This window comes from Acinetobacter sp. VT 511 (assembly GCF_001077515.1).
Taxonomy (GTDB): domain Bacteria; phylum Pseudomonadota; class Gammaproteobacteria; order Pseudomonadales; family Moraxellaceae; genus Acinetobacter; species Acinetobacter schindleri.
In genome coordinates this window covers 153442-175306 of the sequence record NZ_LFRE01000058.1, presented here as the reverse complement: position 1 = coordinate 175306, position 21865 = coordinate 153442, and the positions used below count along the sequence as shown (strand labels likewise).

The window sequence follows — 21865 nt, the reverse complement described above, 5'->3', positions numbered from 1 at the left end:
GTTTCAGACGATACAAGGGTTGTTCTGGTAGTTTAAAAATGTATAAGCCACTAGAACGTCACATAAAAAATAACATAATTCAAATCCTGTGCTACAGAATTCGCTGCACATTTGCCGAAGGCTATGCTAACTTAAAAATATCTAAGAACTTTTATTATAATGAGAGAGGCTAAACATGAAACGTGTCATTGCCTGCATTGATTCTTCTCCATGCATTAATGCCCTCGCAGAAGCGGCTGCATGGATTGCCAAGCAGACTCATCGTGAGCTGGTGTTATTGCAAGTTTTGGATTATTACCCTGCAAGTTATCATTTGGGGGAAATTAGTGGTGTGATTGGTTTTGAAAGCAATGCGATGCTGCTGAAAGAACTGGCTGAACTTGAACAGAAACAGAGTGAATTAGCTTTAGACTATAGCAATAATCTGCTGCGACACATTTCTGACCAGATCAAAGAAAAACACAATATCAATACTATCCAGATTCAGGAAAAAGGGGATTTCCTGGAACAAAGCTTTCAGTTACTCAGACCTGATGACATTGTCGTCATTGGACGTTTGGGTGAACGCTCGGCTGAGAAAAACAAGCCGATGGGCACCAATGTGGAAAACTTTATCCGTGGTGCCAATTGTACGGTAATGACAGTAGGTGAAAACTTTAAACCGCCAACACGCTTTATCTTTGCCTATGAATATTCACCAACCTGTATCCAGATGATGAAACGTATTGCAGAAAGTGATTTACTGAAACTGCTACAGTGTCATTTGCTGTATGTCGGAGACCATGCAGAAATTCTGAATGAACCGTTAAACTATCTGAAAGAAGCCGGACTGGATGTTGTTCCTGAATACCGCTATGGTGATGTGGCAGAGAACATTCTGTCTTATCAGCAGGAGCAGGGAATTCAACTGATCGTACTCGGTGCCTTCAGTCACAGCAAAATCCACCAGTTCTTCCTGGGTAGTATCGCAACCACCATTTTCCGCAATTCCAAAGTACCGCTTCTGGTTGCCAAGTAAAGGAAAATATTGGAAAAAGCGTTATAAAGTTAAAATAACAATTCCACCAAATTAAAAAGCTTGAAGTTGGAAATTGTTACAGTTTGATTTAAAAATAATCAGAGTTATCCTCATATATTGTGGATAACTCTGTGGTTACATTCCATAAGTTATTGTTATATATTTAAAATACTTTATTGGGTGTTTTTTGCTCTCAGACTGTTATTTGACAATAGCCAGTGCAAAACCGTCATGACCTTTGCTGCCTACGGTCTGTAGAGCAGTACTGGAAAGTAGGCGCGGGTGATTCTGCATTGCTTCAAACATGCTGCGAATACCTTCAATACTTGGCTTATTATTGTCCAAGTCAATAATTGCCCCAGCACGAATAACATTGTCTAAAAAGATCACTGTACCTGAACGAGACAGTTTCAGGCTGAGCTCCAGATATTCAGAATAGCTCTGTTTATCCGCATCAATAAAAATAAAATCGAACGGTTCTGTATCTTCTGGTAGGGCTTTTAGAATATCTGCAGCACGACCACATTTAAGTTCGACTGTTTGTTTGAGGTTGGCACGCTCGATATTTTCCTGACCCATCGCGGCATGCGTATCACGACCTTCAATGGTCAGGATATAACCATCTTCAGGCAGGGCACGTGCCAGCCACATGGTGCTATATGCAGCAAAAGTTCCAAGTTCAAGTACACGCTTGCAGCCATTCATCTGAATCAGCATCTGTAACAGCATGCCCTGATTGGCAGCTACTGCCAGATGATCAGGGAATCCATGCGCAGCTGTATTTTCAAGAGTCTGTTTCAGAATAGGATCATCTGGGATTAAATGTGAATCAATATAATTGTCGAGATCTGTCCACATTTGTTGCATAGCTTGAGCACCTTTGTTGCGATGCAGGCATTTTAAACCTTTCGCAGTGGAGCGCAATTTATTGTTTTATATTTGCTTTGAAAATGAACAATACAGAACGATTTACAGATTCTGTATTGTAGGTGGAATGACTTAGTAATTACACATTGAAGATCTACGGCTTAAATCCGGGCCCCAGGTGCGGTAACCTTGGGTATCAATATGGATCTGACCTGAAGCATATAGACCTAAGCCCATATTCAGGCTTTGACCATGCTGTATCCAGAACTGGCAAAGTTTGAACTTGGTATTCTCAATATAGGCATAATCTTCAGGTTGCGGGAATTCCGGGCCAATACGGAAATCAATCGCAGAGTTATACAAGTGACGTGAAGAGTTAGCACCACCAGCACATTTATTGAGTGGCAGATCACGATAAACTGAGGTTACTTCGAAATCATTGAGGACATTGGCTGCAACCAGATATTTAAATACACGTAACGTTGGCAACTGATTGCTCCACAGCTCACGGCTTGGCACCATATACTGCGGTCCACCACAACGCGACCAGTCACGTGCAGTACGCATCAATTCAAAACTTGGAATGATATTGCCTACCGAATTACGTTCTAAAAATACTTCATACTCGCGTACACGAGAGAGGTTATTTGCTACGGCTGCCCAGTTGGTATAGGCAAAAGGAATACTCTTAGGCAGCACCTTACGGTCAACCTTAACCTGTTCCTGAGGAATGTAAATCCGTTTTCCATCTGGCAAGGTCATTGGTTTCTTTGTCGCAGTGGTACAGCCCACCATGACAAAAGGGATCATGCTGAGACCCAATAATCCCTTGTAAAAATGCTTCATTATTAGAAATCAGGTATTTATAAAATAGCGCTATTTTAGTCCACTTTTGCGAAGGAATTCAGGATAAATTGCAATGAAATGTGTGCATCAGGTACAAAAAAAGACCAGACTATGCTGATCTTTTTTGGGGATTTGAAAATTACTTTTCAAGATATTGCAGTTTATCTGCTTTACCGTTCCATTCTTCACGGTCAGCTGGCTGATCACCAATTTGGGTGATATTCGGCCATTTTTGAGACAGCTCAGCATTCAATTCGATGAATACCTCCTGACCCTCAGGTAATTCATCTTCAGAGAAAATTGCATTTGCAGGACATTCTGGTTCACATAACGCGCAGTCGATACATTCGTCCGGGTTAATTACAAGGAAGTTCGGACCTTCATAGAAACAATCTACAGGGCAAACTTCAACACAGTCTTGATATTTACATTTAATACAATTTTCAGTGACAACGAAGGTCATGGCGACAGCTACCTAAAAAATATGGTTCTAATAACTAATGTGTATTTTAGGCAAAAACCGCAGCAACTAACAATTCCTTTTATTGATATTTGTTATATATAGGGCTGTTATTTTTGCAAAAAAACCGATACAGATATCAAATTCAGAGATTATAGCTACCTAAAACAAAACCGCCTCATACTGAATGAAGCGGTTGAAGAGTTTAGCCTGGTAGTTTCAGTAGATCTTTCAGTGCATAAAGCTGCTGTAAGGCTTCACGCGGACTGAGACTGTCGACATCAATGTCTTCCAGCAGTTCAAGTGCAGCTGATGGTTTTTCCACCTCAATAATCCGCTCAACGACTGTTTCGACCTGTTCAATCGCAAACAGATCAGGTTGTGGACTTTGAGGCTTGGTGTGATGCTGCTTTTCCAGAATACGCAGTCGGTTTTGTGCTTCCCGGATTACGCTTGCTGGAATACCGGCAAGTTTGGCGACCTGTAGGCCATGACTCTGGCTGGCTGGACCTTGTTGCACTTTATGCAGCAAAATCAGGTTACCATTCACTTCACGGGCAGTCACATGATAGTTATCAATACCTGATTCGCTGGCCAGTTCAGTTAACTCAAAATAATGCGTAGCAAACAGACATAAACATTGAATACGTCGGGTGAGATCAAGTACGCATGCCCAAGCTAGGGACAGACCATCATAAGTGCTGGTACCACGACCGACTTCATCCATCAGCACGAGTGATTGACTAGTCGCATGATGCAGAATCTGCGAAGTTTCGGTCATTTCTACCATGAAGGTGGATTTACCTGTAGACAAGTCATCTGCCGAACCGATCCGGGTAAAAATGCGGTCAATTGGCCCCAAGGTTACAGCCTGCGCCGGAACATAACTACCACAATAGGCCAGCAGGGCAATCAGTGCTGTCTGACGCATAAAGGTAGATTTACCGCCCATGTTTGGACCGGTGATAATGGCCATCCGGTGCTGATAATCGAGTTGTGTATCATTTGGAGTGAAGGCAGTTTTGCTTAAAGCTTCCACAACAGGATGACGGCCTGCCTGGATTTTCAAGCCAATTTCCGGACTATATTTCGGGCGTGACCAGTTGCGTAGGCGTGCCTGATGCGCAAAGTTACACAGCAGGTCGATCTGTGCGATGGCACTGCTCATCATTTGCAGGTTGCCAATATCCTCGCGTAATTCATCCAGCAGCATTTCAAAGAGCAATTTTTCACGTGCCAGTGCACGGGATTCGCTGGAAAGGACTTTATCTTCAAAGGCTTTCAGCTCTGGCGTAATGTAACGTTCAGCATTTTTTAAGGTCTGGCGACGAATATAATGTTCTGGTGCCTGTTCAGCCTGTGCACGGGTCAATTCAATATAGTAGCCACTGACACGGTTATAGCCGATTTTTAGGGTTGGAATGCCACTCTGCTCACGTTCCTTGATTTCCAGATCAATCAGGAATTGCCCGGCATGATCGCGAATTTTGCGTAACTCATCCAGTTCTGCATCGAAGCCTTCGGCAATAACATTCCCATCACGTAACAGAACTGGTGGATTTTCCACAATGGCTGACATCAAACGTTCATGCAGACCATGGAAATCACCAAGTTCTTCATTCAGTTGAATGAGTAATTTGGACTGCTGCTGGCTGACCATCGGTTGTAGTGCATGACGCAGGAACGGGATCTGAGCACAGGCCTGACGCAGCTGAACCAGATCCCGTGGACGTGCACTGCCCAATGCAATACGGCTCAATACACGTTCAATATCACTGATTTCTTTTAAAACCAGACGTACTGGCGATTCATGAAAGCCGTCTAATAATACCTGAGTAGCATCCAGACGCTCATCCAGAATGGCAGTATCGCGTAAGGGCTGCATCAGGGTGCGACTCAGCAGGCGGCCACCCATTGCTGTCTGACAATCATTGATTAACTGGAACAGCGAAGTACCATGTTCAAATAATGGTTCAATCAACTCTAAATTGCGTCTAGTCACTGGATCTAGCGCAATAAAGTCTGAACTTTGTTCTAGCTGAATGGTACGAATATGCGGCAGCGCAGTTTTCTGGGTTTCTTTGGCATAGTGAATCAATGCAGCCGCTGCGGCTTTGGCGAGTGGCAGATGATCAATCCCAAAACCTGCCAGTGTACTTACAGCAAACTGGTCACATAAAGTCTTTTGGGCATTGTTCAGGTTAAAGTCGACATTTGGGCGTTTGCTGACTGGTACATCCAGTTGGCGTTTCAAATGTTCAACCAGATCCTGCTCTTGCAGATTCTCATCTACGACAATTTCGCTTGGCATCAGACGTGCCAGCTCAATTGCCAGTTGGTTCAGGTCATAATCAATTTGTTGAACTTTGAAGATACCGGCGCTTAAATCCAGTAGAGCGATACCAATTTTATTTTGCTGAATGCATAGCGCAACCAGATTAGAAGTTTGATGTGCACCCAGCAGGGCATCATCGGTTAATGTGCCCGGAGTAATAATCCGAACCACACCACGTTCAACCGGACCTTTACCTGTGACCTCTCCAATCTGCTCGCAGATTACTACCGTTTCGCCTTTTTTTACCAGACGGGCCAAATATCCTTCTGCCGCATGGAAAGGCACACCTGCCATTGGAATCGGCTGACCATTGGCCTTACCGCGATGGGTTAGGGTAATGCCAAGAATTTTAGCTGCTTTATGGGCATCTTCAAAGAACAGTTCGTAGAAATCACCCATGCGATAGAACATCAATGAATGCGGATGCTGCATCTTTACAGACATATATTGCTGCATCATAGGTGTTAGAGTAGAAAGATCAGCCATGAGTTCTGAACTGGTCATTAAGAAGAAATCCTTTAAAAAATAATGGGCAGACTGGTTAAGGCTGATGAGCTGAAGGCAATATAGTCGCTATTCATTTGCCCAAGCAGAAACCATCAAAACAGCCATGCAAAATGTGTATTGAGCTAAGTCTAGCAAAATTAATTTTTAGAAAGAAATGGATTCGATGACTTCTGTCGAGTCTAATGAAAGATTGCCGGTTTTAAACACGAAAAATATGGATCGGAGTCAGGCCTAAATCATATATACATTGTTTTTAGACTGACAAGGAGCGATCTTAAAACGATTACGACCCTCTGCTTTTGCAGCATACAGCGCTTCATCAGCCTGAGCAATAAAATCAGCCAGGCGATCATTTTCCTGAGGCTTGATACTGGCACAGCCAATACTCACCGTGACATGACCCGAGACCTGACTGGCAGGATGGAACAGCTGCAAAGCATTGATGCGTTGGATCAGCTCTTGGGCAATTTTCTGTATTTCTACTTCATCGATATAAGGATAGACCAGTAAAAATTCTTCTCCACCATAACGTGCTGCCAGTTCCATACTGCGGGAAGAAATGCCTTGTAACTGTTGGGCTACCAATTGTAGACATGCATCACCGGCAATGTGTCCAAAATGGTCGTTATAGTTTTTAAAATAATCGATATCCACCATCATGATACTCAAAGGCGCTTGATGTCGTAGTGCGTGGCGCCATTGTGTGTCCAGATATTCTGTCAGATAACGTCGATTGGCCAGGCCAGTGAGCGCATCAAGTTGGGTCAGCCGTTCCAGTTCCTGTGCCTGTTGGGTCAGTTCCTCTTTATGCAGTTCGATAATACAATTTTGCAAATAGTTCTCACGATGCTGGCGGTCAATCGCATAGGCAATAATCATTCCAAGGAGACTGCTAAACGTATAGGTACGATGTAAAAAGGTCCAGTCAATATTGTAGTTGAGAGAAACCGTGACCAGATAACCAATCAGTCCACCGCCCCAACCCGCAATGAGTGCTGAATAAAAGCGCATACCGACAAAGCTATAGTTAATGACGACTGCATACATCATGGCCACGTGCAGCAGGGCATCATTATCAATATCCTGGCCAATCACGGGAATAATCACAAAAGAAATCGCGACCGCACTGGTCGCACCTAACGTGGTATACAGGTCAAAAAAACGATTAAACGGCTTGCTAAACGACATTAACCAAACTGCGATGGTAATTACCCCAACCCAGGCATACAGAGAAAGCCAATGAATTAGTTTTTCATCGATTGAAATGGTCTGAAAAATTCCGTAACTGAGCACAAAATACAGAACCAGAATAATGCTGCCCCGAAAACGAAATTCATAAGCAGCTTCGTCACGGTATTGCTGGCGATAGATTGGCTCGAGTTCTTTTCTGAAATACACATAGTTCAGTCCATGTGCAATCAGCTCATTTACTTTTTCATGGCTAATCTGTTTAGAGCCAGCTAATTTCATAAGGTACCATTACTAAGCAAATAAAGTCGTTTAACTACTGCTACTGTAGATTGTATCGAATGGTTAAACTATTGATAGCACAGATAAAGTATCCTGCTCAAGAAATATCCTTTTATATATAAAAAAATTATATTTCATATAAGTCATAAAAAAGTAATTTGATTACCTAACTATCTTTATCATCTCTTAGAAGTGCTTATCAATTTACATGCTCTTAAATTAAGTAACTTAAGATTTATAGCTATTTCGCAAGAGAGAAAATAAAAAACCGAAGTTTTAACTTCGGTTTTTATACTTATTTCAGTACTTTTTGCGGCTGATATAAACCGAGTTCAGTCAGGTGCAACCTCAAGATACGACGTAACTCGAGTACAGCTTCAGGCGTTTCCTGAATCGAATGACCACCTTTGATAATTTCCTCAGAAATTGCGCCTTTTAGCTCGGCACTTTGATAGGGAACCACATCATCTGTCATCACTGATTTATCGGTACTATCTGTCGTATTACCTATAATGTTGTGGAACTTAAAGCCTTTGTATGGCACGACATCACGGGTCAGGGCATTAAATTTCGAATTTTTGGATAAATCGCTTGGACCGTTCTGAATCATGTCATGGCCAACTTCCTTGATGAAATCATCCAGTCCAATATCACCTTGTAAGGTATCCGCAAATGCGCCCAGAAATGCACCCGGTAAACGGATAATTTTACGGGCCGCCAAGGTAAACCAGCGATCTGCATAATCAGTTCCGCGATGTGGGGTAGCCAAAAAAATCCCCCGGCTAAAGTTTGGAATCGGTTTAAGCTGCAAACGTGCTTTAAATAATGGATTATTACGGAACCGTTCGATACGGCGGTTATTATTAATCAACTCTTCAGTACGTGGAATCAGATTGGCATCACTTACCAAGAGGCGGGCGATCACCCCGCCCATACTATGACCAACCAGTACGGCATCTTTCTTGGCAGGATCCTGCGCATTGATGCGTTGGAAACTTTGTTGGATCAAGGCATTGATCTGATAACGGCTCTCCAGAATTGGCATATTGGTTGAATAGAATACTTGCCAGACCTGGAAATTTTCCCGCAGTACCGGATCACCCATGATGTCATTGGTGAGACGGATCCAGGCTTCAGGACTGCTGGCTAGGCCATGGATTAGGACAATCACTTTTTTCTTCGGATTGTAGGGTTCAAGCATATAAAGATGCGGCATGATCAGGTTGTCATCCCGGTCAATCAGCACCAGATAGGCAGCACGTCCCAGGTTATTTTCAGCCAGCCATAAGCCATAGGGCGCCGAGAAATTTGCAGCCAGCGCATATTGTTTACCTGCAACGGTTACTTTTTCATGTTTGTAGGGATCATGCAATTTGAGCTGGAATTCCGGACCGTTAATAATCTGATCAATACTGGTCGCAGATTTAGGAACTGCGGTAATAGTAGTGGCCAGATAACGCGCCGAATGAATATTCGGATTGCTGCCTTCTGCATATTTGAAATTCAGTGGGTCGACAATATATTTTTTATTTGGTGTGATACGTTTTTCTTCGGGAAGGACCACTACAAATTCCGAACCAAAACCGTCTCGACGGGTAATTGAACGTAGACCAGAGAAATTCATGTTATAGGTCGACATGAGCTTCTCAAAAGGCTGGTCCTTAATTTCAGGATAGTTTTCGAAATCTACTGTATAAATGCTGTTGCCGACCTGAATCTTGCGGCTGCCTTCTTTGGCCTGATGACGCTCGGAATAAACATGGATCAAATGCGAGATCGCCAGGTTATAAAAGTCACGAATCTGTACCTGACGGTTGTCAAAGATACGATCTTGTGGAGCACGCTGGGTTTTGAACAGATAGGCATAGCTATAACGAATACTTTGGTCCAGCATCGCCAGCTGCTGATCCTGGCATTTCTGGATATTCTGTTTTTGTAGCTGCTTTTTTTCTTCAGATTGGGTCTTGGTCAGAACGCTGCTTTTGCATTCTGAACCTTTACCCAATTGCAGTGATTTGGCCAGATACAACTCACTGGCAGTAGACAGAAGCTGTTCATCCAGAATCTGCGGGATCTCCTTGAGCGCCTCTACGCATTCCTGCGGTTGTTCAGTACAGATTCGTGCTTCACGCCCAGTCATGGACAGAACATTCAGGCTGGCTTCACTCAGTTTATCCCGGGTCAAAATGCTGTCACGTTCATTACTGATGGTGACATTGAAGGCTTGTTCTTTCACACTGACCACCTGACAGCCGGTCAGGACTGTGGTGAATAAGAGTGAACAGAGGACGAATGCTTTATTCATTTTATAGTGCATATGAAATCTGAATGCTCAGTTAAATATTGAAATAATGTTTTGTATTTTACTTATTTTTATCAGAAAAAAGACTGCCGAAGCAGTCTATTTTGTAACTCAGATCACGAGCATTTTCACTTTAATTTTTGGGTGTCAGCACTTGCCATACATTCCAGCGACCTTGCTTCTCAATTTCCTGAATCAGCTGGTCTGCTACTTGTGCTTCTTGTGGGTATTTCACCTTATAATTTTTCAGCACCTGAACTGCATTCTTTTTATTTTCCATGGCAATGTAGTTGTTTGCCGCAGATAAGTAGGCTTCCTGAACACCAGCTTTCATGGCTTTTTCCAGATAAGGAATCGCTTCACGCTGACCGCCACCCTCAGACAGACCAAAACCGAACCAGAAGTTGGCTTCAGCATCATCCTGGTTCAATTTCAGAATACGCTGTGCATAAGCCAATGATTTAGTAGTATAGACTGAACCTAGGTCGAGATTACGCGCCATAACGCTGGCTTTAAATGCACGCATTAAAATATCGAAAGAGGCATTATTGTTGGCAGCTAAAGTATCGAGTTCCTGAGTGACACGTTTCAGTTTCAGTTCAAAACCTCTACGTTCCTGACGGTCACTGAAACGTGGTGGATAGTGTCGTGCTTTACCTTCAACTAATTGCAAGAAATCATCAATTTCAGTAATATCAATTTCATTCGGCCCAGCTAAAGTCGCATAACGCATAGAACGCGTATTGCTGTTTACGGTTGGAATGATCAGACGATTTACATCAAGGGTAATTTTTTCTGATGGGTTATCAGCACGGTTCACCACCATTTTGGTGACAGGCGCAGCAGCAGCTTTCTGCAAGTGCACTTCAAATGGAGGTGGTTCGTTATAATTGAATGGATTTAATGCATAAAAGGGTGGGGTCAGTTCCGGCTCAGCGAACACCATTGGATTTTTAGGTGTGTCTTGCTTTGAGGATGGAGTTGAACATGCGGTCAATGCCAGCGCTGCGAAGCAGGCAAGTGCCAAAGGCTTAAATGTCATGGTATACATCCATTTATGTTATTTTGAAAAATTGTGAGATTGCATGTTCGTCAGTCTAAGAAAACTGTAGCGAACATGCAAGTTACGGCGTGTTACCGTTTTTGATCAGGCCTTAGACTGAGAAGTCTGTGCTTCGCACTCACGGCGAGCTTCTTCCAGAATCTTTAGATCTTCCTTGCTGAGCGGATGTTCATTCAGCTGGTTTTTCTTGAAAGTAGGGTCAAGCATAGATAAACGGTTACAAAGCATATTCATGCGTTTTTCATTTTGCTGAATACGGTCAAGTAGGACACGCATACCTTCAATAATCGGATCAGACTGATCTTGTGTCGTCGCATATGGCTGGAAACCAATACTTTCTGCATAATCACGACGACGAGCTTCAGCTTCATCTTTCGGCTGATCTTTGGTAATAAATCGGGCAGGGTTGCCGACCGCTGTGGTATTGGCCGGTACGGCTTTGGTTACAACAGCATTGGAACCGACCTTGGCATTTTTACCAACTGTAAACGGACCGAGAATTTTTGCGCCGGCACCCACAACCACACCATCTTCCAGGGTTGGATGACGTTTGCCTTTATTCCAGGTCGTACCACCCAAGGTCACACCGTGATAAAGAGTAACATCATCACCAATTTCAGCTGTCTCACCAATCACCACACCCATACCATGGTCAATAAAGAAACGGCGGCCAATCTTGGCGCCCGGATGAATTTCGATACCTGTTGCAAAACGGCTAAAAGAGGACAAAACACGCGCTGAACCTTTACAGTCTTTTTTCCATAGCTCATGTGCCATGCGATGCATAATCAGTGCATGGATGCCAGGGTACGTGGTTAAGACTTCTAAGGTATTGCGTGCTGCAGGATCGCGCGCAAAGACAGCTTGGATATCTTCTTTGAGCTGTTTTAGCATTAGTTTTGATCCTCATCCTGTTGTGATGTATGGGAAGATTTTTTCCAGGTGCCGTTATTCAGTGCCTGAACACGAGTGAAAATACCACGAAGTAAGTGATATTCCATACGATCTAATTGTATACGTCCGAAAAGGCGACGCAAGCGTAAAGGCAGCAATCGTGGGTTTTTTGGATCCATAAATTCAATTTCTGCCAGCATTTTTTCCAGATGCGGATAGAATTGTTCCATCTGTTCATGGGTCACCAGCGGTTCATCCCATTCCATTTCAATGCCATCAATAACTTGCATGGTGGCTTTAGGATCACGTGGGTGTTCAACCTGATCCAGTGCAGCCATACGCAGTTCATAGCAGATGACCTGAATTGCTTGTGCGACATTGAGTACGCCGTAGTCAGTATTCACCGGAATGGTGAGGTGATAATTGGCCATTGCCAGTTCTTCATTGGTCAGGCCACGGTCTTCACGACCAAACAGAATCGCAATTTCCTGTTGCTCTTGCACGACCGCAGACAGCGCTTTTTCAGCTGCAGGACGCACATCCAGAAGAGGCCAGGGAATGGTACGGCTGCGTGCGCTGGTACCGAATACGATCTGGCAATCTTTGATCGCGTCTTCCAGTGTCTCGACGATTTCAATCTGCTCGATCAGATCGGTCGCACCTGCAGCCAAGGCATCAATATCCGGATGTGGATAGGTTTTTGGTGCAACCAAAACCAGCTTGGACAGGCCCATAGTTTTCATGGCACGTAAAGCACTACCGATATTGGCAGGCAGGGTGGTATTAACCATGACAATACGCACATGGGAGAGATGTGCTGAAACAGCAGCATTGTCAATTTGACTCATGATGATTCCAATATAAATATTTTAAAGGTCAGAATTTATGAATATTGCGGCTGAGACTCGGCTTCATATTGCGCCAGGGCATCATCCATACTCATATCTGCAGGGGGAGGCGGCACTTCAACCGACTTGGCTTCTTCATAAGATACCGCGCGGGCAGCTTTAGATTTAACCTGATATTCAATATGCAAGGCAGCCTTACCAAAGTAGTCCCGTAATTTGACCAGCAGCTCATCCAGCGGAGCGACTTTCCAGTTCAGGCCCAGATGCAGCTCAGTCGTTGCATAGTCATAATCCAGATAAAGAATGACTGGAATATGCGTACTCATATCCACATTGGTATATGGCATTAAAATCTGTTGCAGATCACGGCTGAGGGTTTTACTGTAATGTTCCGCTTGCAGGGTAATCTTGATGCTATTGGCTCGTTTCTGGCGGATTTCGTTCAGGCTAAAGGCTTTGGTCAGACGTCCCATTGGACGGTCAAAACCTTCGCGCTCATAAATTTCGCCTTCAATCACCACCACCTGATCCACCTGAACGATGTCTTTAAAGCGGTTAAAACGTTCATGATTGGTGGATACTTCAATCCGTGCCGTACCATCATCCAGCGTCACCATCATCCGGTTCGGGAAGTTGGCTACATCCACCACCAGACCTGCAAATACCGTCGTCACACCACGGCGGGTTGGGGTCAGTTCATTGATCTGACACGGGACAAAAGCTTTTAGCTCATTACGATAAACATCAATCGGGTGACCAGTCAGATATAGACCAAGCGTATCTTTTTCGCCTTTAAGGCGGACTTCATCGGACCACGGTTTGACTGGCTTAGAGGGTTTGCGTTGAACTTCTTCAACTTCACCAAACAGGTCCATAATACCAGTTTCACGGTTCTGGCGAGCCTGATCCGCAGCCTGTACCGCTTCAGGGAGTTGTGCCATCAGGTCAGCACGCTCGATGCCCAAGCAATCCAAAGCACCGGCACGAATCAAGGCTTCCAAAGTCCGTTTATTGATTTTTTTCAGGTCAATACGGTGGCAGAAGTCAAACAGGTCTTTATAGGGACCTTCTTTCTGACGAGATTCAATCACCGACTGCATAGCCGCTTCACCAACGCCTTTAATCGCTCCTAGGCCATAGACAATGGTTTTTTCATCAGTAGCATGGAACTGATAGATAGACATATTAACTGACGGTGGTAACACTTCCAGATTGTTCTTGCGGCAGTCATCAATCAGGAATACCACGTTATCGGTATTCTGCATTTCCGAAGACATCACCGCTGCCAGGAACTCAGCCGGATAATGGGCTTTCAGCCACGCCGTCTGGTAAGCAACAAGAGCATAAGCTGCCGCATGCGATTTGTTAAAACCATAGCCGGCGAACTTTTCCATATAGTCAAAGATATGGTTGGCTGTGGCCTCATCAATATCTTTTTTCGCAGCACCTTCAATGAAGATTTTACGCTGCTTGACCATTTCCTCAGGCTTTTTCTTACCCATAGCACGACGCAGCAAGTCCGCGCCACCGAGGGTATAGCCGGCACAGAACTGTGCAGCCTGCATTACCTGTTCCTGATACACCATAATCCCGTAAGTTGGCTCTAATACGCCTTCAAGCAGGGGATGCAGATATTCAAACTCACCGCCGTGCATACGATGGATAAAGTCCGGAATCAGGTCCATTGGACCCGGACGGTACAACGATACGAACGCGATAATCTCTTCAAATTTGCTTGGGCGAGCTTCTTTCAGCATCTTTTTCATGCCCACGGATTCAAACTGGAAGACCGCGGTAGTATTGGCTTCGGCAAAGACCAGATAAGCATCTTTATCATCTAGCGGGATATAAGCAATATCCAGCGGTTTATCGCTCTGGATACGCTTATTGATATTATTAACCGCATCTTCAATTACGGTCAGGTTACGCAGCCCCAGGAAGTCGAACTTCACCAGGCCGGCTGCTTCGACATCGTCCTTATCGAACTGGGCAACACGCGCAGTACCATCAGCATCACACATCACAGCTGAGTAGTCAGTCAGCTTGGTTGGTGCAATTACTACACCACCGGCATGTTTACCGGTATTCCGGGTAATACCTTCAAGCTTCAGCGCCATTTCCCAGATTTCAGAAGCATCGTCATAATCCGGATTGGAGGGATTGGTAACGACGTCTTTCAGTTGTGGCTCGGCTTCCAGAGACTCTTCCAGGCTTAAACCCAAAGGTTTGGTGGGAATCAGTTTGGAAATGCGATCAGCCAGACCATAGGATTTACCGAGGACACGTGCCACGTCACGAATTGCCCCTTTGGCCGCCATGGTACCGAAGGTCGCAATCTGGGAAACTGCTTCTCGGCCATAAGTACGCGCTACATAATCAATTACGCGGTCACGACCAGCGATACAGAAATCGACGTCAAAGTCAGGCATCGAAACACGTTCCGGGTTTAAGAAACGTTCGAATAGCAGGTCATAACGCAGTGGATCAAGGTCAGTAATTTTTAAACTGTAGGCTACAAGAGAACCAGCACCTGAACCACGGCCCGGACCTACCGGCACACCATTCCCTTTGGACCACTGAATGAAGTCCATTACGATCAGGAAGTAACCCGGGAAGCCCATGTCTAGAATAATCTTGATTTCAAAGGCCAGACGTTCATCATAAGGTTGACGGATTTCCGGCCAGTCCTCACCACGTTGTTCAGGGGGATACAGAAAGTCTAGGCGTTCTTCCAGACCGACTTCACACAAATGGGTAAAATAACTGCCTATGGTATGACCTTCCGGAATCGGATAGTCTGGCAGGTCATTAAAGCCTAAACGCAAGGTGACATTGCAGCGTCTTGCGATATGAAACGTATTTTCAATCGCGGTTGGAATATCCGAGAAAAGCTCTGCCATTTCTGCTGAACTTTTAAAATACTGTTCAGGACTATAGGTTTTAGGGCGGCGATTATCACCAAGTACATAACCATCGGCGATACAGACACGTGCTTCGTGTGCTTCAAAGTCTTCACGTGCAAGAAAGTGCACGTCATTATGTGCGACTACACCGATATTATATTTTTTGGCGAGTTTGACCGCTTCTTCAATGAAAAGGTCTTCATTAGGGCGACTGGTACGAGTAAGCGCTAAATATACGCGATTACCAAATTTCTCTACCCATTCTTGTAGTAAAGGTTCAGCCTTATCAGGATTTGAGGTAATCAGCATTTTGCCGACATCAGATTGCATACCCAGCAATACAATCATGTCATCGTGCTGCTTTAAAATCCAATCTTTTTGTACACAAGGAATATCCAGTTGCTGGCCGCTAATATAACCTTCAGAGACCAGTTCGGTCAGGTTGCGCCAGCCTTTATTGGTCATGGAAAGCAGGGTGACACGATGCTCGGCATCATTCAGGCGAATTTCAGAACCGAGAATTGGCTTGATGCCTTTATCCAGACATTTTTTATAGAATTTGACTGCGGCATGCAGATTAGACAAATCGGTTAGCGCGAGTGCTGGCATCTCGTCATTAGCAGCAGCTTTGACCAGGTCCGGTATCCGTACGATGGATTCAGTAATCGAAAATTCTGTATGAATACCAAGATGAACAAAGTGCATAAATGAGTCCCTGCTAAAACCACTCGATAGTTTAGCACGGGATTTATTGTTTCAGTTTGAAATTGAGGGGAAATGCTGAACTTTTAGATTGTAATTTCGAGTGGACTTAGTTAATACTCATGTTCTTATTAAAGGCTTTTTTACCCCAAGATAAGATATGCGGATTGGCAACAGGGATGTTGCCAGTTGATCTGTGGCACAAGGAAGTGCCATCAAAGCAACAAAGGGGTTTTGTTACTTTTGCCCGTCAAAAGTAAGGGGGGAACTTTTAACGGTAAGGTTTGTTATCCTAAGATCAAAAGCAAAATAATATTTAGTAATAATTTTAATAGATAGCTCATGAATTCAGAAGAATTAAAATTTCAAAAATAAATGATTTCTATAATTCATGAGCGAGTACACTAAATCTCTTACTTTACTTTTGAAAGATGAGCAGCACTGCTGCGCAAGGTAACAAAAATCTTCTGTTAGCTTGATGATATATCCCTATATCACAAGCTAACGGGCGACATCCATGTCGCCATTTCTAATAGCTAATAAAGTGTGATTTTTTTTAAATGAAAATTTCTAATAATGATATGCGCTTTATGAACTTTAGTATGAAAAATAAAACCCTCAAAAAGAGGGCTTTATTTACTCAGAGAATTAACTTAACGCAGTCGGGATAACCAGTCACCCACACTCTGTACAATCTGCACCAGGATCAATAATACAATCACGGTCATGATCACCACTGAGGTATCAAAACGCTGGTAACCATAAGAGATTGCAAGATCACCAATACCACCAGCGCCGACAGCACCTGCCATCGCTGTTGCGCCAATCAGACTGATGGTGGCAGTCGTAAGATTCAGAATCAGCGAACTACGCGCTTCCGGCAGAATAAACTTGAAAATAATTTGCATTGGTGTTGCACCCATGGCTTGGGCAGATTCGATAATGCCTTCGTTGACTTCCAGCAGAGAGGTTTCCACCAAGCGGCCGATATAAGGCCCCACATAAATGGTCAAAGGCACAATCGCTGCCCAAGTACCAATTGATGTTCCAACCAGAAATTTAGTCAGTGGAATAACAGCAATCAGCAAGATAATAAATGGCAGGGAACGCAGTGCATTTACAATCGGATTTAGACCATGATAAATCACACGGTTTGGCAAAATTCCATTTGGACGAGTAACTAATAGAGTAATCGCCTGAATAAAACCCCAGATACAACCAAACAGCATCGCGAAGAACACCATATGGAAAGTTTCTTGCAGTGCAGTCACGAACTGGTCCATCGACAGCGAGCTTTTCCAGAAAGGCGCAGTGATCGTAGTAAGCCACTGTACAATTAAGTCTCTCATTCCTGTACTCCTGCCTGATCTACCTGTACGCCGTTATCTCGGAGATATTGTATTGCAGCTGTAATTTGCGCGGGATCACCGAGAAGCTGGATAAACATCTGTCCAATCACCGAACCATTAATTTCAGTCATATTGGCAAACAGGATATTCAAACTGATATCAAACTGTTTAATCACGCCCTGAATCACAGTTTCCTGCGCTGAGCTACCCAGGAACTTTAAACAATAAATACTGTGATGATTCTGATTTTCCAGATTCGTCAGAATATTTACGGGCAGGTTTTGCTGGAGCACCGTCTGGATAAAGTTTTTCGTGGTCGGATGCTGAGGCTGACTGAAAATCTGTAAGGTAGAGCCAGTTTCAATCACATCACCTTTTTCCATGACTGCCACATAATCACATACAGTTTCAATCACATCCATTTCATGAGTGACCATCACAATCGTAATGCCTTGTTCCTGATTAATGCGTTTCAGCAGTTGCAGTACAGACTTGGTGGTTTGCGGATCGAGAGCTGAGGTTGCTTCATCACATAACAAGATCTTTGGATGATTCGCTAAGGCACGGGCAATACCGACACGCTGCTTCTGACCGCCAGAAAGTTCATCTGGAAAAGCATTGCGTTTATGTTTTAAATCAATAAAGTCCAGCAATTCTTCAAGACGCTTTTCCCGTTCAGCTTTACTCCAGCCAAGCAGTTTCATTGGCATTTCAATATTGGCAGCCACAGTTTTGGTCTGCATCAGGTTAAAGTGCTGGAAAATCATGCCAATCTGGGTACGTTCCTGACGCAATGATTTGGCATCCAAAGCAGTAAAATCTGTACCATTAATTATTACCCGGCCCGAAGTTGGTCGTTCCAGCAGGTTAATCAGGCGAATCAGGGTACTTTTACCGGCACCACTATAGCCAATAATACCAAAGATACTGCCAGTCGGAATCTGCAGGTTGATCCGGTTCAGGGCATGTAAGGTCTGACCCTTCAGCTCGTACTGTTTGGAGATGTCTTTAAATTCAATCATAGTGTCAAATACTGCATCACGAATAAAAAAACAGGCAAGTTATCCTTGCCTGTTTTGAGTATTGATTATTGTATTACTTTGCTTCGGTCAAATAAGTTACCGGTTTGTTTACCGCAACCTTTGTACCGCCGAAGTGTTCATCAACATAGGCTTTCACAGCAGGAGTATGATACAACTGGCCAACTTTTTGAAGTACAGGATCATTTTGACGATCGGCTGCAACTGCTAAAACGTTCACGTTCATTTTAGTGCTTTGATCAATGGCTTCATAGTAGATTGCATCTTTCAATACGTTCAGACCACCTTCCATTGCCAGGGTATTACCTAAAACAATCGCATCGACTTCGTCTTTTACACGTACTGCTGTTGCCATTTGAATCGGCTTGATCACGATCTGTTTCGCATTTTCAGTGATGTCAGCAGGCGTCCCTTTAACCAGATCAAAGTTTGGTTTAAGTTTTACCAGACCCGCAGATTGCAATAATAACAGTGCACGTGATTCATTTGCGCCGTCGTTTGGAATGGCAATTGTAGCGCCAGTTTTAAAGTCTTCTACTTTTTTTACTTTGCTTGAGTAAATCCCCATTGGCTCAAGATAAGTCGTAGAAAGTGGAGCAATCTTTTGTGTATTGGCGTCGTTATAAGCCACCATATAGGCATAAGACTGGAATGCGTTAACATCAATTTCTTTATTGGCAACAGCAGTGTTCATCGACACATAGTCAGTGAAGTTTTTTACATCCAGCTTGATGCCGGCCTGCGCGGTTTCAGGTAAAGTGGCAATGTAGCGCCAGATATCAGCATCTGAACCTGTAGAAGCCATAGTCACTGTTTGCAGTTCACCTGAATCTTTGTTTTGTGCTGCATCCGTTGCAGGGGCTTCTTGTTTTCCGCATGCAGTTAAAGTCAGTACAGATGCACTGAGTAAAACGCCAAGTAGCTTTTTCATAAAGATGTCCTAATTCTCGTGTTGCCTAAAGTATATGCATTTTAAGGTCATGTGAAAGAGGAGTTTTATGATCTCTTCCTCAGACTTTAGATCAATATTGCATTTGACTCTGGCCGGGAAAATGCAAATGTACTGCAATAGTTCACGTTAGTTTGATCGGTTTAGAGTTCACCAAACGCTATATACTTTTTCTATTTGGAGAAAGTAAATAGAGATTATTTAAAGATATAGTCGTAAATGATGCTCTGGATGGGCGCAATCATACCAATTATTGTTTATTCAATATAGTGAATAAAAAATGATTGCTTATCTGATTAAGTGAATAGCTAATTCATAAAAATGTTAGTAATTACAATATATTATTTTTACTTTAAATAAATTGAATATTCATTCTGATGAAAAGATGATCTTTATAATATTTTTGCCGATATTAAGCATAAAAATGCATATAGATAAATATAAGAAAAATATCTGCTTTTTGGGAAATCAAGAAAATTCTATCTTAACGACATAAATCTTTTCTTCATGCTCAATAGGCGAAGCAGAATCTGATCTTGGTTTTCTCAGGTCATGATACTGCAAGTATATTTTAACAAAAGGGAATATGCAGATAATCCGAACGCTGTTTTTCATAGAGTACGTGTCTACACAAGATATGATCGGCAGATACAAGCGGATGGTCAAATTCTCCTACTTTTTCTAAGCCAATATTTTGCATGACACGTTCTGATGGCGTGTTGACGCATGCAGTAAAAGAAATGACTTTCTCGAGGCGTAGGGTTCTAAAGGCATATTTCAGTACCGCTTTGGCTCCTTCAGTTGCATAGCCTTGATTCCAGTATTGCGGTAACAAGCGCCACCCAATCTCAAGTGCATCTGCCACTTCAAACTCAGGCGGATGCACGTGTAACCCAATAGAGCCAATAAATTCGCCAGAGCTTTTCAGCTCTACTGCATATAAACCCCAACCACGTGTTTCGATGGCATCTTTTAAGCATTGCATAAATGCAGTGGCTTCAGAAGCATCGAGTTTTTTTATAAAATAACGCATGACTTCATCGTCTGCGCACATTTGGATAAATGGGGCAGTGTCGGAATCTTGCCACTGGCGGAGGATGAGGTGAGGGATGGAAATAGTAATATTCATTTATTTAGATATATTTGATTGATTTTCAAAGAAGAAAATTTGGTATGGTGTTAATTAAATACTATTCATTTAATTGCAAAATTAATACAATATAAAGAATAAATCTAAAAAAGAATCAAAAACATGACAAACATTATGAGATCTGACAATAGTGGGTCTTCAGGGGGAGTTGTTACTTTCTCAGGACATGCTGTGAGTGTTGAAGCTTGTCAGGATATATTTCAACAAATTACAAAACCTAAAACTTCTTTGAGTAAAAGCTATTCAAATAATTTAATGTTGGAATATGACGACATAGAAAATTTGAATTATATGATCGGGCAAGCTTTGCGAGGGGAAAATCTTGTCGCATTTAACTCTTCGATAATTGTTGTGCATCGTGATAAGTCGCAAGCAGTATTCGGAAGTTTTGAGGAGTTTAATGGTTATGCTACAGGAGGTAGTAGTCCAACAAGAGTTGTAGTACTTATTTATGAATATGCAATAAAATATGGTAATGAGGAAAAGTTCCAAAACTATCAAATAAAAATTGAAATTTCTTCTAAATTAACTTCTTATGAGGTTATTAATGATGATCAGTTGCCATCACCAATGAAAGCCCTATTTGTGAGAGTAATGCCTACTGTAGAAGTTCGTGTCAAATATGATGACTATATCAAAGCTAAGAATATAGTAGATTTGTTGGACACATGGGTAAGTGGGCGAACGAATAGTGATAACTATAAAAGTAATATCATAAAAAGATTACAAACTTATTCAGATACTTTTTCTGCAATTTTCTCATGCCTATTTATATTTGGGTTTATGTTTTATTTGCAAAAAAATATTAATGATTTTGTTACTAAAGGAAGTAATGTTCAAGAATTAGCGATCTTCTTTATTCAAATATTAGGAATATCTTTCTTAATTATAATGATCGCGAGAGGGGTTGGTAAACTTATTGAAAACTTTTTAGACTTCTACCCGTTTTTGTCTTATGTGAATATAAATAAGGGTGACCTGAACTTAATTGAAAAAAGAAAAGAGAAACTTTTTGGGGTGTTTCTTAAAATAATGGGTGCTGTTGTAATAGGTGCATTAGGCAGTTATTTAATGGCTGTTATATGTGGCTTATTTCCGTCACTAAATCCATTGTAGAAAGTAAAAAACCCCGCACTCAGCGGGGTTTTTTTTAATGCTTAAA

Annotated in this window: 16 protein-coding genes; 2 read left to right on the top strand and 14 right to left on the bottom strand. The window is 42.8% G+C overall.

What is annotated here, in order from left to right; all coding sequences use genetic code 11:
* Window positions 1-175: 175 nt before the first annotated feature.
* Window positions 176-1018: a universal stress protein gene (locus ACS72_RS07150; RefSeq protein ID WP_048881701.1), complete on the top strand. Its 843-nt coding sequence runs from the start codon at window positions 176-178 to the stop codon at window positions 1016-1018.
* A gap of 201 nt (window positions 1019-1219) precedes the next feature.
* Here ACS72_RS07150 and ACS72_RS07145 read toward each other — a convergent pair whose 3' ends face one another.
* The 14 genes from ACS72_RS07145 to ACS72_RS07080 all read right to left on the bottom strand — a co-directional run bounded on the left by ACS72_RS07145 (window position 1220) and on the right by ACS72_RS07080 (window position 20682).
* A complete protein-coding gene (locus ACS72_RS07145) occupies window positions 1220-1885 on the bottom strand; it encodes an O-methyltransferase (protein WP_048881700.1) in 666 nt (221 codons plus the stop codon).
* Between the two features lie 132 nt (window positions 1886-2017).
* Window positions 2018-2731, bottom strand: a complete 714-nt coding sequence (locus ACS72_RS07140) for a D-Ala-D-Ala carboxypeptidase family metallohydrolase (RefSeq protein WP_004812593.1) — start codon at window positions 2729-2731, stop codon at window positions 2018-2020.
* Between the two features lie 139 nt (window positions 2732-2870).
* Entirely contained in the window at window positions 2871-3194 is a 324-nt protein-coding gene (gene fdxA, locus ACS72_RS07135) for a ferredoxin FdxA (RefSeq protein ID WP_004812595.1), read from the bottom strand.
* A gap of 202 nt (window positions 3195-3396) precedes the next feature.
* Window positions 3397-6030: a DNA mismatch repair protein MutS gene (gene mutS / locus ACS72_RS07130; protein WP_048881699.1), complete on the bottom strand. Its 2634-nt coding sequence runs from the start codon at window positions 6028-6030 to the stop codon at window positions 3397-3399.
* Window positions 6031-6264: 234 nt separating this feature from the next.
* A complete protein-coding gene (locus ACS72_RS07125) occupies window positions 6265-7503 on the bottom strand; it encodes a diguanylate cyclase (RefSeq protein WP_048881698.1) in 1239 nt (412 codons plus the stop codon).
* A gap of 295 nt (window positions 7504-7798) precedes the next feature.
* The gene (locus ACS72_RS07120) at window positions 7799-9808 is read right to left on the bottom strand and encodes an alpha/beta fold hydrolase (protein ID WP_048881710.1); all 2010 of its coding nucleotides are present in this window, start codon (window positions 9806-9808) and stop codon (window positions 7799-7801) included.
* A gap of 130 nt (window positions 9809-9938) precedes the next feature.
* Entirely contained in the window at window positions 9939-10847 is a 909-nt protein-coding gene (locus ACS72_RS07115) for an ABUW_2363 family tetratricopeptide repeat lipoprotein (protein ID WP_048881697.1), read from the bottom strand.
* 105 nt (window positions 10848-10952) lie between these two features.
* Window positions 10953-11762 carry a serine O-acetyltransferase gene (cysE, locus tag ACS72_RS07110; RefSeq protein ID WP_048881696.1) on the bottom strand — a complete coding sequence of 270 codons (810 nt, stop codon included), beginning with the start codon at window positions 11760-11762 and terminating at the stop codon, window positions 10953-10955.
* Window positions 11762-12610 carry an RNA methyltransferase gene (locus tag ACS72_RS07105; RefSeq protein ID WP_048881695.1) on the bottom strand — a complete coding sequence of 283 codons (849 nt, stop codon included), beginning with the start codon at window positions 12608-12610 and terminating at the stop codon, window positions 11762-11764. Before ACS72_RS07105 ends, cysE begins: the two co-directional genes overlap by 1 nt.
* 35 nt (window positions 12611-12645) lie before the next feature.
* Window positions 12646-16218 (bottom strand): DNA polymerase III subunit alpha, encoded by a 3573-nt coding sequence (gene dnaE, locus ACS72_RS07100; protein ID WP_048881694.1) that lies wholly within the window; start codon window positions 16216-16218, stop codon window positions 12646-12648.
* Window positions 16219-16868: 650 nt separating this feature from the next.
* Window positions 16869-17564 (bottom strand): methionine ABC transporter permease, encoded by a 696-nt coding sequence (locus ACS72_RS07095; RefSeq protein WP_004812614.1) that lies wholly within the window; start codon window positions 17562-17564, stop codon window positions 16869-16871.
* Entirely contained in the window at window positions 17561-18586 is a 1026-nt protein-coding gene (locus ACS72_RS07090) for a methionine ABC transporter ATP-binding protein (protein WP_048881693.1), read from the bottom strand. Before ACS72_RS07090 ends, ACS72_RS07095 begins: the two co-directional genes overlap by 4 nt.
* 73 nt (window positions 18587-18659) lie before the next feature.
* Window positions 18660-19535 (bottom strand): MetQ/NlpA family ABC transporter substrate-binding protein, encoded by an 876-nt coding sequence (locus ACS72_RS07085; protein WP_048881692.1) that lies wholly within the window; start codon window positions 19533-19535, stop codon window positions 18660-18662.
* Window positions 19536-20124: 589 nt separating this feature from the next.
* Window positions 20125-20682 carry a GNAT family N-acetyltransferase gene (locus ACS72_RS07080; protein ID WP_048881691.1) on the bottom strand — a complete coding sequence of 186 codons (558 nt, stop codon included), beginning with the start codon at window positions 20680-20682 and terminating at the stop codon, window positions 20125-20127.
* Between the two features lie 123 nt (window positions 20683-20805).
* On the opposite strand from ACS72_RS07080, the gene ACS72_RS07075 reads away from it, so the two are divergent.
* Complete coding sequence (locus ACS72_RS07075; protein WP_048881690.1) at window positions 20806-21819, top strand: hypothetical protein; 1014 nt, start codon at window positions 20806-20808, stop codon at window positions 21817-21819.
* Window positions 21820-21865 lie beyond the last annotated feature (46 nt).